The organism is Faecalimonas sp. LCP19S3_D12 (assembly GCF_052121495.1).
GTDB lineage: Bacteria > Bacillota > Clostridia > Lachnospirales > Lachnospiraceae > Faecalimonas.
The window spans coordinates 44,977-57,891 of the sequence record NZ_JBQKED010000004.1 but is presented as its reverse complement, the minus strand read 5'-3'; the positions used below and the strand labels follow the sequence as shown (position 1 = coordinate 57,891).

The 12,915-nt window shown below is 41.5% G+C and carries 16 protein-coding genes; all 16 read right to left on the bottom strand.

All coding sequences use genetic code 11. The annotated features are described in order from the left end of the window. Positions 1-2 precede the first annotated feature (2 nt). Positions 3-377: a DUF4190 domain-containing protein gene (locus ACTQXY_RS02090; protein WP_441658083.1), complete on the bottom strand. Its 375-nt coding sequence runs from the start codon at positions 375-377 to the stop codon at positions 3-5. A 29-nt stretch (positions 378-406) separates the two neighbouring features. Then, positions 407-1,309, bottom strand: coding sequence for a dihydroorotate dehydrogenase (locus tag ACTQXY_RS02085; RefSeq protein ID WP_441658082.1), 903 nt, complete (start codon positions 1,307-1,309; stop codon positions 407-409). Next, the gene (locus tag ACTQXY_RS02080) at positions 1,309-2,091 is read right to left on the bottom strand and encodes an iron-sulfur cluster-binding protein (RefSeq protein ID WP_441658081.1); all 783 of its coding nucleotides are present in this window, start codon (positions 2,089-2,091) and stop codon (positions 1,309-1,311) included. Before ACTQXY_RS02080 ends, ACTQXY_RS02085 begins: the two co-directional genes overlap by 1 nt. A gap of 12 nt (positions 2,092-2,103) precedes the next feature. Continuing rightward, complete coding sequence (gene pyrF, locus ACTQXY_RS02075) at positions 2,104-3,030, bottom strand: orotidine-5'-phosphate decarboxylase (RefSeq protein ID WP_441658080.1); 927 nt, start codon at positions 3,028-3,030, stop codon at positions 2,104-2,106. Positions 3,031-3,042: 12 nt separating this feature from the next. Next, entirely contained in the window at positions 3,043-4,329 is a 1,287-nt protein-coding gene (locus ACTQXY_RS02070) for a dihydroorotase (protein ID WP_441658079.1), read from the bottom strand. An 89-nt stretch (positions 4,330-4,418) separates the two neighbouring features. Further along, positions 4,419-5,609 carry a S41 family peptidase gene (locus ACTQXY_RS02065; RefSeq protein WP_441658078.1) on the bottom strand — a complete coding sequence of 397 codons (1,191 nt, stop codon included), beginning with the start codon at positions 5,607-5,609 and terminating at the stop codon, positions 4,419-4,421. 16 nt (positions 5,610-5,625) lie between these two features. After that, positions 5,626-6,765, bottom strand: a complete 1,140-nt coding sequence (locus ACTQXY_RS02060; RefSeq protein ID WP_441658077.1) for a murein hydrolase activator EnvC family protein — start codon at positions 6,763-6,765, stop codon at positions 5,626-5,628. 8 nt (positions 6,766-6,773) lie between these two features. After that, positions 6,774-7,685 (bottom strand): permease-like cell division protein FtsX, encoded by a 912-nt coding sequence (gene ftsX, locus ACTQXY_RS02055; protein ID WP_441658076.1) that lies wholly within the window; start codon positions 7,683-7,685, stop codon positions 6,774-6,776. After that, positions 7,685-8,362, bottom strand: coding sequence for a cell division ATP-binding protein FtsE (ftsE, locus tag ACTQXY_RS02050; RefSeq protein ID WP_441658075.1), 678 nt, complete (start codon positions 8,360-8,362; stop codon positions 7,685-7,687). Before ftsE ends, ftsX begins: the two co-directional genes overlap by 1 nt. A 17-nt stretch (positions 8,363-8,379) precedes the next feature. Next, positions 8,380-9,468, bottom strand: coding sequence for a PucR family transcriptional regulator (locus tag ACTQXY_RS02045; RefSeq protein ID WP_441658074.1), 1,089 nt, complete (start codon positions 9,466-9,468; stop codon positions 8,380-8,382). Between the two features lie 188 nt (positions 9,469-9,656). Beyond that, on the bottom strand, positions 9,657-10,340 hold the full coding sequence (locus ACTQXY_RS02040; protein WP_441658073.1) for a WecB/TagA/CpsF family glycosyltransferase: 684 nt from the start codon (positions 10,338-10,340) through the stop codon (positions 9,657-9,659). A 92-nt stretch (positions 10,341-10,432) separates the two neighbouring features. Further along, positions 10,433-10,633, bottom strand: a complete 201-nt coding sequence (locus ACTQXY_RS02035) for a small, acid-soluble spore protein, alpha/beta type (RefSeq protein WP_441658072.1) — start codon at positions 10,631-10,633, stop codon at positions 10,433-10,435. 61 nt (positions 10,634-10,694) lie between these two features. Continuing rightward, positions 10,695-11,456, bottom strand: coding sequence for a DUF4097 family beta strand repeat-containing protein (locus ACTQXY_RS02030; protein WP_441658071.1), 762 nt, complete (start codon positions 11,454-11,456; stop codon positions 10,695-10,697). Next, positions 11,456-12,085: an HAAS signaling domain-containing protein gene (locus ACTQXY_RS02025; protein WP_441658070.1), complete on the bottom strand. Its 630-nt coding sequence runs from the start codon at positions 12,083-12,085 to the stop codon at positions 11,456-11,458. The genes ACTQXY_RS02030 and ACTQXY_RS02025 overlap by 1 nt, the downstream gene beginning before the upstream one ends. Then, the gene (locus ACTQXY_RS02020; protein WP_044988298.1) at positions 12,082-12,405 is read right to left on the bottom strand and encodes a PadR family transcriptional regulator; all 324 of its coding nucleotides are present in this window, start codon (positions 12,403-12,405) and stop codon (positions 12,082-12,084) included. Before ACTQXY_RS02020 ends, ACTQXY_RS02025 begins: the two co-directional genes overlap by 4 nt. A 245-nt stretch (positions 12,406-12,650) precedes the next feature. After that, complete coding sequence (locus tag ACTQXY_RS02015) at positions 12,651-12,914, bottom strand: DUF1294 domain-containing protein (protein ID WP_441658069.1); 264 nt, start codon at positions 12,912-12,914, stop codon at positions 12,651-12,653. Between the last annotated feature and the right edge of the window lies 1 nt (position 12,915).

Genomic DNA, 12,915 nt, shown 5'->3' with positions numbered 1-12,915 from the left:
ATTTAGAAAAAATCTCGATATTGATTCGTATCATCATCGTAAAAGAAGTCATTATAATAATCATTAAAAAAATCGTCATATGGCTGTTCTTCATAATACGGAGTCTGTTCTTCTATGGAAGGAACATGGGTCTCCATCGTACCTGCAATCAAAATCATAGCAACCACAAATACAGATAAAATCATTCCAAATGCAGATGTCGCAATCCCTGCAATCGCAAATCCACGTTCCTGTTTTCTCTTAGAAAGATAATAAACCCCAAGTCCTGCTCCCACAACTGCACATAATCCGGACATCACCACCGTCCAGCACAAAAGAATAGAGACAATCCCAAGTACCATCGAAGTAATCCCCAGTCCTTTATATTGGTTATCCATCTTGTATCCCTTCTTTCTTCACACTACAATTAGTCTACCAGTCCAACCATCTCATTCACAGAGGTAAATCCATATCGTTTCATATAATCTTGAATTCCATCTACAATTTCCATCGTCACAGATGGATTATGGAAGTTCGCTGTGCCGACAGAGACTGCGCTTGCTCCTGCAAGGATCATCTCGATTGCATCCTCCGCATTTGCGATTCCTCCCATTCCGATGATCGGCACTTTTACCGCATGGAATGCCTGATATACCATGCGGACTGCGATTGGATGAATCGCCGGTCCTGACACTCCGCCTGTCTTATTTGCGAGCACAAATTTGCGACGGTTAATGTCAATCTTCATTCCAGTAAGTGTATTGATCAGAGAAATTGCATCTGCGCCTCCAGCTTCCACCGCCTTCGCCATCTCCGCAATATCAGTCACATTCGGACTTAATTTCATGATGACCGGCTGTTTTGCATATTTCTTTACCGCTTTTGTAATCTCTTCTGCCGCTTTCGCATTCTGACCAAATGCGATTCCACCCTCCTTGACATTTGGACAGGAAATGTTGATCTCCAGCATATCTACATCCTCGTCTGCGAGACGTTCCACAACCTCACAGTAATCTTCTGTAGATTTTCCGCACACATTCACGATAATCTTTGTGTCATACTGTTTTAAAAACGGAATATCTCTCTCACAGAACAATTCAATCCCCGGATTCTGAAGACCTACTGCATTCATCATTCCACCGTATGTCTCTGCCACTCTCGGTGTCGGATTTCCCGCCCAAGGAATATTTGCAACTCCTTTTGTCGTGACAGCTCCAAGTCTGTTCAAATCAACAAACTCTGCAAATTCTGCCCCCGAACCAAATGTACCGGATGCCACTGTAACCGGATTATTCCACTCTACACCTGCAATATTTACTTTCATATTCATTAGATCTCCACCTCCGTAGACAGGAATACCGGACCGTCCTTGCAAATGCGCTTGTTATTTACATTGCTGTGGTGATCCTTTTCTTTTGACTGGCATACACACGCGAGACATGCCCCGATACCGCACGCCATTCTCTCTTCCAGAGAAATATAACATTCAATGCTATTTTCTTCTGCGTACTGCTTGATTGCCCGAAGCATTGGCGTCGGACCGCATGCATAGATGATATCCGCCTGAAGTCCATTTTCACGGATTGCATCCATGACATTTCCTTTTGTTCCGACACTTCCATCCTCTGTGGAGATATAGACAGTTCCATTTTCCTCAAACTGCTCTTTTAAAAATGTATCTGCATCACGATATCCCATTATAATCTGCTTCTCACAGTCAAGCTGTTTTGCAAGCTCCAAAATCGGCGGAACTCCAATACCGCCACCCATCAAAAATGCTCGTTTCCCTTTTCCTGCTTCCAATGGAAAACCATTTCCCAAAGGTCCAATAATCGGAAGTGTATCTCCCGCTTTCATCTTCGAAAACTGCTCTGTCCCCGTCTTTTCTGCTGTCACACGGTATACAACACGAAGTTTCGATGTTTCCGCATCAATCTCGCAGATACTGATCGGTCTTGGAAGCAGCTTGCTTCCGTCATTTGTATACATGGAAATAAACTGTCCCGGTCTTGCAGTCTTTGCAGCTTCCGTCTGAATCCACATACTAAAAATTCCGTCTGTCAGCTGTTCCTGTGAAACAACTGTAACTGTCTCTCTCTTTCTCGCTGCCATCTTCCATTCTCCTTATCTGCTCTCGAGCGCTCCATTAATATCTTTCACCATTGCCTCAACAGCTGCTCTTGAAGCCTCTCCAAAATTCTCTGCGCCAAATTTCGCATATGCTTCCTGTTTGTACGCCGCGATAATTCCACGTGAAGAATTTACGATTGCTCCTAGTCCATCTTCGTTGAAGAAATGAACAAGGTCTTTTCCCTGTCCTCCCTGCGCTCCGTATCCTGGAACAAGGATGTAAGATTTTGGCATTACTTTGCGAAGTACTTTTCCCATCTCCGGATAAGTTGCCCCTACAACAGCTCCGATATAGCTGTATTCGTCGCCCATGCAGCTTTCTCCCCACTGTGCCACTTTTTCTCCTACCAATTCATACAATGGTTTTCCATTGATCAACTGATCTTGAAATTCTCCACTTGACGGATTCGATGTCTTTACTAAAATAAAGAGTCCCTTCTTTTCTTCTTTGCACACATCGATAAATGGATTCACCCCGTCCGAACCAAGATATGGGTTCACTGTCACAAAATCCTCGTCGAACGGCACATATGATTTGCTTCCCACCTGCACACGTCCAAGGTGACCGACTGCATATGCTGCTGATGTAGAACCAATATCACCACGTTTGATGTCACCGATGACAACAAGTCCTTTTTCTTTACAATAATCCACTGTCTTTTTAAATGCTTCTAGTCCCGGAATTCCAAACTGCTCATACATTGCAATCTGTGGTTTGACTGCCGGAATCAGGTCGTATGTCTTATCCACGATTTCTTTATTGAACTGCCAGATTGCCTCCGCAGCGCCTTCCAATGTCTCTCCAAATTCTGCAAACGCTTTCTTTTGCACCTGCTCCGGAATATAATTGAGCATTGGATCCAGACCAACTACGATCGGCGCCTTTGTCTTTTTAATATTTTCTACTAACTTGTTAATCATCTTTCATTCCTCCTAGTATGCTGTATTTTCATATACGATAGTGCCGTCCACCAATGTGTAGCGCACATCACCTTTCACTTTCCAACCGTCAAATGGTGTATTTTTCCCTTTTGAGAAAAATGTATTTTTGTCAATTATATATTCTCTGTTCGGATCAAAAATCACGAGATCCGCAATCTTTCCTTCCGCAACTGCTCCCTTGTCCTGCAAGCCTAAAATCTTTGCCGGGTAATAGCTTGTCTTTTCTGCCATCTGCATTGGTGTCAGAATTCCGGTATCCACCAATTCCGTGTAAGTCAGACTTGCCATTGTCTCAAGCCCTACGATACCGAACATTGCCTCTTTCATAGACTTATTTTTTTCCTCCTCTGAGTGCGGTGCATGATCTGTAGCAATCACATCCATAATATCTTCCTTCAGTCCTGCTTTCAGCGCTTCCACATCACTTTTTCCTCGAAGCGGCGGATTCATCTTGAAGTTCCCATGATCTTCTGTAATATCCTCTGTCGTCATTGTAAAATGATGCGGACACACCTCTGCTGTGACTGGCAAGCCCTCTTTTTTTGCTGCCCTCACCAGTTTGACACTATCCTCTGTCGAGCAATGACAAAGATGCAGCCTCACCCCAGTCTCTTTCGCAAGAAGAATATCTCTTGCCACAATGACATCTTCCACCGCGTTCGTAATTCCTTTCAGACCTAGTGTCTCTGCCTTCTTATCGGCGTGCATCACTCCGCCTTCCACCATTGTGATATCTTCACAGTGTGCAAAAATCGCAATTCCTTGTTCTTTTGCAATCTTCATCGCCTTGCGGTACAAAGATGCATTCATCACAGATTTTCCATCTTCGCTGATTGCGTGACATCCTGCTTTTGCCATTCCGACAATATCTGCGAGCTCCTCGCCTGCCTGTCCAACCGTAATCGCGCCGAGCTGTATCACATGCACTTTGGACTCTTTTTTTGCCCTTTCATGCACTTGTCTCACTTTCTCTTCTGTATCAATAACAGGTTTTGTGTTCGGCATCGCACAGATTGTCGTGACACCACCTCTTGCAGCCGCATCCCCCCCTGTCTTAAGCGTCTCTTTATATTCCAATCCCGGATCTCGCAGATGCACATGCAAATCAATAAATCCCGGCATCACATAACAGCCCTTTGCATCAATTATCTTATCTGCTGTATCTGTAATATGTTCTGCCACTTTTACAATCTTTTTGTCTTCCACAAGGATATCACATATCCCCTCTGTTTTATTTTCCGGATCCAGCACATGTCCATTTTGAATCAAAATTTTCATTATGTTTTCATCCTTTCTTCTAGATTTGAGCATAAAATTACATACTACTTTTATTCTATCATAGAGGCAAAAAAAATGGAATGCAAAATTTACATTCCATTTTCCTTCACAATCTCAATTGCTTTTTCCAGCTGATTATCTGCCTCCGGCTCTTCCTTATTGTATTCATATTCTACTTCCACATCTGGATCAATCCCTGTCCCATGAATATTTCTTCCCTCCGGTGTAAAATATTCGGAAATGGTCAATTTAATACTTGTTCCATCGGTCAATGGGAATATCTGTTGTACAATTCCTTTTCCGAATGTAGTTGTTCCAACAAGTGTTCCAACCCCATAATCCTGAACTGCCCCCGCAAAAATCTCAGATGCACTGGCACTGTTGCCATTTGTCAGCACTGACAGTGGAATCTCCAGCTTATGTTCCTCATCTGATGTGTAAGTCTCTCCTTCTCCATTCTTGTCTTTCGTAGAAACAATAGTTCCTTCCGGCAAAATCAAATCAAGAATGTCACAAACCGTGTCGAGATTTCCTCCCGGATTGTTACGAAGATCAATGACAAGTCCTGTCATTCCCTGATTCTCTAGGTCTTCTAAGGCAGAAGCAAATTGATCATAAGTTACGGAATCAAATTCTGTAATTCTGATATAACCGATTCCATCTGACTTCATCTCATGTTCAACTGTATGTACTTCTACTAGTTTTCTCGTCGCTGTCGCCGTATACTCTTCCATATTCTCACCACGAAGAACTGTAATCTCTACCTGTGTTCCCTCTTCACCTTTAATCTTGGCAACAACATTATTGAGATCTTGACCGGTTACATCCTCTCCATCGATTTTATAGAGAATATCTCCCGCCTGAAATCCGGCTTCTGCTCCGGCTCCTTCTTCGTACACATTCACAAATGTCATGGCTCCTGTCTCAGAATCCTGCGTGATTGAAACGCCAATCCCACTAAATTTTCCTTCTGTTGACTCAAACAGACTGTCCGTTTCTTCTTTGTCATAGTAAACAGAATACGGATCACCAAGACCACTTACATATCCTTTGATCAAAAACTCTTTCAATTCGTCATCTGACACTTCATCGCTATGGAGATAGACTTCATCAATCAAGTCACGAAGCGTTTCCAATTTCTTTTCAGTCCCCATCGTGACAACTTTGTCATTTCTAGATATCTTATAGACAAAGTAGCCGCCTCCTACAAATGCTACCGCTAATAACATAGCAAGGGCACCGCAAAGTGCCCCTTTTAAAAAGCTATTTTTCTTTTCCATTCACCAATATACCTTCTTACATATAATTTGACGGGTTCACCGGAACATTATTTAATTCCACCTGAAAATGCAGATGATTTCCAGTCGATTGTCCTGTCGTACCTACGCCTCCGATATTCTGCCCTTTTTCTACTGTCTGACCTGTAGATACATACGGCATCTGCCACATATGCATATATTTTGTCACAAGTCCATTGCCATGATTGATAACAACCCAGTATCCGGCAGAGTTGCTGTATCCTGCAGTCGTCACTTTTCCGGCTGCTGCCGCATAGATTGGAGTCCCCGGTGCCGCCGCATAATCATGTCCTTTGTGAGGTCTGGAATCACCAATTCCCTCACGTACTTCTCCGAAGTAACTTGACTGGTAACTCATACCAGGACAAGGATGTGTGAAGAAGCCATTTCCGCTCACAACAGAGTCACCCGCAGTACCTCCAGAGTTCCCACTGTTCTGCTGCTCCTGTTGTGCCTTCTGCCTAGCAGCCTCTTCTGCTTCCTGTCTTCTTCGCTCCGCTTCTTTTGCCGCTGTAATCAGCCCCTGCACCTCTGTCATTTCGGATTCAATGGTGGCAAGCTCCGAAGCTTTCTCCGTTAAAAGTTTTTCCACTTCGGTCTGCTTTTCTGTGAGACTCGCCTGAAGTGTATGTAGCTCTTCATATTCTTTATTTAATTTTGCTTCTTCTTCCTCCACTTTCTTTACAAGCTTCTGGAATTTTTTCAACATATCTCTGTCATACTCAGACATCTTTGTGGCATACTCTGCCTTATTCAAAAAGTCTGCCATATCTTTTGCTTCCAGCATGATCTCTAAAAATTCAGAACTTCCATTTTCATAAATGTACTTGATTCTTTTTTTCATGCTTTCATACTGATTCTGCTCATCTACCTTTGCGTTGACAAGATTTTCTTCAGCCTTTTCAATCTCCGACTCTTTTTTTGTCATGTCCTCTTCTGACTTTTTCATATCTGCCACAATAGTATTCAATTGTTCCGCCAGAGAAGACTTCTCTGATTCGGCAGCCTTTTTCTGTTCTTCTAATTGCTGTGCCTTTTGTTGCGCATCGGATAAATCCGTTGCATATGTCGGCATGATAAAGCTGAGTGAAAGCACTCCGGCAATCATACAGTTCGCAATTCTTTTTCTTTTTGTCATACAGTCACCTATGCCTTTAAATGTTTCCTAATCGTAAAGAAACTTCCCACAAAACCGATTCCAACTCCAAGAATTAATCCAACCGGCAGTAATATCTGATATACCTGCCCTACCGGAAGAAAGTCCAAAATATTATTTAAAATTTTAAATCTTTCCAAAACATAGTTAACAACTTTTCCATATGCAAAGTACAATGCAACAAGCGGTACTGCCGCTCCAATCAATCCGATAAAGATACCTTCCACGATAAACGGTGCTCTTACAAAAAAGTCTTTTGCACCTATGTATTTCATAATCGCAATCTCTTCACGTCTGATTGTAATTCCCATTGTAACCGTATTGCTAATCAGGAAAATAGATACTGCAAGCAGAATCAGAATAATTCCCCCTGAGACGTATGCAATGAGCACATTTACATTTCCTAACGCATCTGCAACGACATCTGATTTGTTGACCTGCCGAACTCCGTCAAGTCCCTCTGCATATTTTACAAGGTCTGCCTGAGTCTCAACTGATTTCAAATATACTTCGTAGTTATCAGAATCAATCAACGGGTTATCGCCTTCAAATCCTGCTGCTGCATCTGCATTATCCTCTCCAAAATAATCTTTTTGGAAGTCTTCCCATGCCTGTTCTGCGGAAATATATTTCACCTCTGCCACATCATCTCGGTCCTTTAGTTTCTCACCAATCTCTTTAATCTGTTCGTCCGTCGCATCTGCATCAAAAAGTATCGTAATTGCGACACCTTCTTCCGCCTTATCTACAATGTATCTAAAATTAATCACAATTGAAAAAAATACGCCAAACAGGAAAATACATGCTGCCATCGTTGCCATAGAGGCAATGGAAAACATCTTATTTCTCCCAATATTCTTAACCCCTTGTTTCATCGAATATCCTAATGTACTGATTCTCATTATACATACCCACCTTTTTTCTCGTCGCTGACAATGCTGCCCTGTTTCATTGTTACAACTCGTTTTTGCATTGCATTTACAATCTCATGATTATGTGTAACTACAATGACTGTAGTTCCCCTATCGTTTGCTTCCTCCAACAATTTCATGATCTCCCATGAATTCGACGGGTCCAGATTACCAGTCGGCTCATCTGCCAGCAAAATAGACGGCTCATTGATGATTGCTCTCGCAATAGCCACACGCTGCTGTTCTCCGCCCGATAGCTCCTTCGGAAACGATTTATACTTTTGTGCCAGTCCCACCAGCGATAATGCTGCCGGAACTTTCTGTTTGATAATACGAGTCGGTGTCTCTGTTACACGAAGTGCAAACGCAATATTCTCGTATACATTTCGATCTTTTAAAAGACGGAAATCTTGAAACACCACTCCGATTCTCCTACGGTATTTCGGAATATGTTTGTGTTTCATTTTTCCAAGATTCTCATCCATAACAGTAATTGTTCCGGATGTCGGATCTAACTCTTTCATCAGCAAACGAATCAAAGTCGATTTTCCTGACCCACTGTCTCCTACGATAAATACAAACTCACCTTGCTCAATCGTCAGACTGATTCCATTGAGCGCAGCTATCCCCTTTGAGTATTCCTTCGTAACATCTTTTAATTCTATCATACGCTCCTCCATAATTACTAATACTCCAACGTTTCCATATGTTTCATGTATTTTACAACCATCAACGCAATCTTAAATGTGATGGCATCTTCAAAGACACGCAGATCAAGTCCTGTGCTCTTTTGAATCTTATCCAATCTATACACCAACGTATTACGGTGAATATACAACTGCCTTGATGTCTCAGATACATTCAGACTGTTCTCAAAAAACTTGTTAATTGTAACCAAAGTCTCCTCGTCAAAATCATCCGGTGATTTCCCCTCAAAAATCTCACGGATAAACATTTTGCAAAGTGGTATCGGAAGCTGGTAGATCAGACGTCCTATTCCGAGTGTACTATATGCGATCACGTCTTTTTCGTTAAAGAAAATCTTTCCGACATCAAGCGCAAGTTTGGCTTCTTTATAAGATTTTGAAACTTCTTTGATATCGCTTACGATCGTACCATATGCGACATGCAATCCTTCTTCGCCTTCTGCTTTTAATAATTCCAGCATCGCATTCGCAGCCTGCTCCATCTCCTGATAGCCTTCGCTCGCTTCCAGTTCCTTTACGACAATAATATTTTTTTCATCGACAGCTGTAATGAAATCTTTGTTTTTTCTTCCAATGGACACTCGCACATGTTCAATCATATTCGCATCTTTCTCATGTGCCATCTCGATAATAAATACGACACGTCTTGCGTCTGTATCAATGTGTAGTTTCTTTGCACGGTTATAAATATCCACCAACAACAAATTATCCAGCAACAGATTTTTGATAAAATTATCTTTATCAAATCTTTCTTTATATGCAATCAATAAATTATGAATCTGGAATGCTGCAAGCTTTCCGATCATATATGCATTTTCATTTTCTCCATAAGCAAGTAATATATATTCTAACTGATATTCGTCAAAAATTTTAAAAAATTGACATCCCTGCACCACCTGACTGTCCGCAGGTGAATCTACAAAAGATTTGATTGAAGTCTCATAGTCATCAGTCTCTGTACAAGTGCCAGCCAGCACTTTTCCTTCTGTATCCACTACGCATAAATCAATTCTTGTAATTGCTTTTAGTCCTTCAATCGTGTTTTGAAGTATTTGATTTGATATCATTCAATTCCCTCCACTCGTCGTTTTCATATGCACTTTTTACAATACATTTTTTCTTCGAAATAAGTAAACGCATATTTCTACACTATATACTAATGCAAAACACCAAAAAAAGAAAGAGGAAATCATAAATTTTTATGCATTTCCTCAATTTCCCTTTTGCTCTTATACATTTCCACACTATACATTGTTCACAAATTCTGATTTTGCTTACGTTCTTTCTCAATCTTTTTCTTCACGATGTGTTGTGTAAAAAATGCCTTAAACCGCCGTCTTCCAAACCCTGTTCTCCTGCGTTCTTCCAATTCAGTACCCATTCCGAACCATATTCTGGCATTTAAAAGTGTACGGTTACGAAGAATAACTTCTTCCTGAAGCGGAGATGGAAGAGCAGCAATAATACAGTCAGTCTCTACTCCATTAATCCGATTGACAATCATATCATCAGACTTTCCATGTTCTGTCATGGTCGCTGTCTCAGAAATAACAATCCCACTGTATTTTCCTGACACATACTCCTTCAGTTCTTTCAAAGCTTCTTCATCCTCAGCGAGCAAAAAAACCTTTTTGTGGCTTTTATGCAGAAATCGCATTACCATTTTTACAAACAGCAGTGTCTTGGCCTCATTCAAATATTTTGAGTCAGTCACTCCTGCCGCCTCTAATATTGATTTATCTCCTGCAAATGTAAGGTCAAACTCATCAATATATGTTTTCTGCTCTTCTTTATTCAAGAGCTGGGACAACGTATTCATCGTAACCATCTCAATCACATTGATCGGCTCTGTCCCCATATATTCCATGACCTTTTTCATTGCTTCCTTAGCCGTGTAATGATCAATCGACACGCCTAATACTTTTATTTTATCACTCATAACCTCACCTGTTGTTTCTCCCCAGTTTTACGATTATAACAAATCTCCATCATCTTTTCAAGTCCGGTTCGAAAATGTTCACACTTTGGTTACTACTCTTTCGCTTTTTCCATCTCACGTCTTTTCTTCGTAATCAGCCCTCCAATTCTCCCAGTCTCTTTTGAGGAAAGTGCCTTCCAGCCATCCTCCAATACCTTATCGAGTAATCCCAATTCTTCTGCAATCTCATATTTTAATTTTTCTTCTGGTTCCAGTTCATTTAAGCAAATCGGTTTTTCTTTCTTTTTAGACATAATAAAAATCCCCTTTCCATGATGGTAAGAGGATTTCCATTTTTTTCATTTTTATTCTAAGTTACTTTTCAAATTTTACTTCGACACTTCCCATGCCACATTCAATATCCAAATTTTTCGCCGCCCCATGATCAACCTGCTGCTCAACTCCGATTCCTGAATAACGTCCTTCTGCAATCTTCACTTCACCCATTCCACACTCCAGACTATAGTTATAGTCTTCTTGTGCTCCATGGAGAGTAAGCGTTGCAGAACCCACTCCACATTCCAGATACATCTCTTGCGCCATAATGCCCTGTATCTCTGCGGCTCCTGCCGCTACCGCAATATCCGCATTTTCCGCATGTACGCTTTGCAGCTTTGATTTCAAACTTCCTGCTCCTACTGAAATGTCCATCTCATAGAATTTCACATCCTGCGGCAAGTACAAAATAATCGTCCCTGCCTGATTAATTCGATTACTTTCCAAATCCGTCTCAATGTTCAGAGTATCTCCCTCCTTATATATCTGGAGATTTGCTCTCTCGTCAATATCTTCAGTGCCCACACATACTTTTCCATTTTTGGAAGGCTTCAGATATACACTCATATGATCCACATCCATTTCCAGATTTTTTACCCCTTCGAACGTTTTTTCTTCGCCGGTCTGCCCTGTGCTTTCCTTTACTGTCACCACCCTGTTGCTCAATGGAAATATATATGGGAAACCAAACTTGATCTTTGAAAAAGAGACTCCCAGTATAAATCCCAAAATCAAAAACAGCACGCCGATTCCGGCAATCGCACCACTTGTGATCCAAAATCTCTTCCATCCTTTTTTCATTATGACACCGCCTTTCTATGAAATGGTTTTTTGCAAATTTTTACAATCCACCGAAACATCTTCGGAAATGCAACGAAGCAAAGCTGCACAAGCAACACAACTCCCACCATTCCAACTACGAATAAAATCATTCCGCTGCCAATCAACGTAAATGCCTCCGGAAGCGCCACGGCAATCTGCGTAAGCCCGCCAATAAACAATGCGATACCTACAACTGCAAGACATCCTGCCGCTATAACAAATGCGATCAGAGCAATAAATCCCGAAAACACCACTGTCAATACCGTCAGCGCCACACCTAGAACGATCGGGCCGGCAATGGATAAAACAAACAGACCACCTACTATGATCAGGAAAATCTTCCACCAATTGTTCGTATCTTTCTCTTCTTTTTCAGCCGGATACACAGGGGCTTTCGTTTCCCCAGTATTATTTCTCCCGTAAATTTCCGCTTTGATTGCCGCCGCTACCTTTTCCGGGCTATCTAATTCTGCTGCAACTTTTTCTTCATTCTCCTCACCGGCCTCATCAAAATAGTCGTTGTAGTATTTCATTGCTTCCTGTCTTTCTTCCACCGGAATGTCCTGAAGCATCGCTGCCAGTCTTGTCATATATTCTACTCTGTTCATTCATCCACACCTCCCTCAAATATCTTGCAGATCTTCTCTGAATAGCTTTTCCACTCTTTTCGATACATCTCCAACTGTTCTGTCCCTCTCTTTGTCACTTTGTAATATCGCCTGTTCCTGCCGTCAAACTGCATATCATACACCTCCAGACACCCATCTTTTTGAAGACGCCTGAGCACCGGATATAAGGTTGACTCCGATACTTCCAACGCCTGCCTGACATCCTGTGTGATCTTATATCCATAAGTCCCCTGCTGCTCTTTTGATACTACAGCCAGAACAATCGCATCCAGTAAGGCTGCTCCTGTATTAAATACCATGACCTCACTCCTTTCTATTTGATGCAATATTATTTTTATACACATATTATATACTGTATAATATTATTAGTCAATATAATATTGCAAAAAAGATTGCGCTATTGCGCAATCTTCGCGCGCGAGCGGTTCACGCAGTGATAATTTCACCCCCGCGAGCTGCGCATCTTTGCACGAAGTGCATTTTTTTGAATTATAGGATTCCAAAGGAATTTCCTATAATTCAAAAAAAGTAGGAGTTTTATCTCCTACTTTAAATAAACATATACCACAATTCCAGCCTGCAACAAAAGAATAACAGGCACTCCAATATAAAATTTCGGTTTCTGAGTCTTATGTCGGAATATTTGCATCCCGACACAGGCTCCAACAGAGCCTCCCAAAGCCGCCATCGAAAGAAGCGTCGCCTCCGGTATCCTCCACCTTTTTTTGCGTGCCTTCTGTTTGTCTATTCCATATAAGAAAAATGTCACGATATTGATCGCTAGTAAATACCACATTATATATCTCATA

Coding starts and splice junctions, on each gene's coding strand:
- ACTQXY_RS02030 (WP_441658071.1), bottom strand. CDS start 11,456: ATGAAAAAAGGATGGAAGAGATTTTGGATCACAAGTGGTGCGATTGCC.
- ACTQXY_RS02035 (WP_441658072.1), bottom strand. CDS start 10,633: ATGTCTAAAAAGAAAGAAAAACCGATTTGCTTAAATGAACTGGAACCA.
- pyrF (WP_441658080.1), bottom strand. CDS start 3,030: ATGATTAACAAGTTAGTAGAAAATATTAAAAAGACAAAGGCGCCGATC.
- ACTQXY_RS02070 (WP_441658079.1), bottom strand. CDS start 4,329: ATGAAAATTTTGATTCAAAATGGACATGTGCTGGATCCGGAAAATAAA.
- ACTQXY_RS02045 (WP_441658074.1), bottom strand. CDS start 9,468: ATGATATCAAATCAAATACTTCAAAACACGATTGAAGGACTAAAAGCA.
- ACTQXY_RS02025 (WP_441658070.1), bottom strand. CDS start 12,085: ATGAACAGAGTAGAATATATGACAAGACTGGCAGCGATGCTTCAGGAC.
- ftsE (WP_441658075.1), bottom strand. CDS start 8,362: ATGATAGAATTAAAAGATGTTACGAAGGAATACTCAAAGGGGATAGCT.
- ACTQXY_RS02020 (WP_044988298.1), bottom strand. CDS start 12,405: ATGGTATTTAATACAGGAGCAGCCTTACTGGATGCGATTGTTCTGGCT.
- ACTQXY_RS02060 (WP_441658077.1), bottom strand. CDS start 6,765: ATGACAAAAAGAAAAAGAATTGCGAACTGTATGATTGCCGGAGTGCTT.
- ACTQXY_RS02040 (WP_441658073.1), bottom strand. CDS start 10,340: ATGAGTGATAAAATAAAAGTATTAGGCGTGTCGATTGATCATTACACG.
- ACTQXY_RS02065 (WP_441658078.1), bottom strand. CDS start 5,609: ATGGAAAAGAAAAATAGCTTTTTAAAAGGGGCACTTTGCGGTGCCCTT.
- ACTQXY_RS02015 (WP_441658069.1), bottom strand. CDS start 12,914: ATGAGATATATAATGTGGTATTTACTAGCGATCAATATCGTGACATTT.
- ACTQXY_RS02090 (WP_441658083.1), bottom strand. CDS start 377: ATGGATAACCAATATAAAGGACTGGGGATTACTTCGATGGTACTTGGG.
- ACTQXY_RS02080 (WP_441658081.1), bottom strand. CDS start 2,091: ATGGCAGCGAGAAAGAGAGAGACAGTTACAGTTGTTTCACAGGAACAG.
- ftsX (WP_441658076.1), bottom strand. CDS start 7,685: ATGAGAATCAGTACATTAGGATATTCGATGAAACAAGGGGTTAAGAAT.
- ACTQXY_RS02085 (WP_441658082.1), bottom strand. CDS start 1,309: ATGAATATGAAAGTAAATATTGCAGGTGTAGAGTGGAATAATCCGGTT.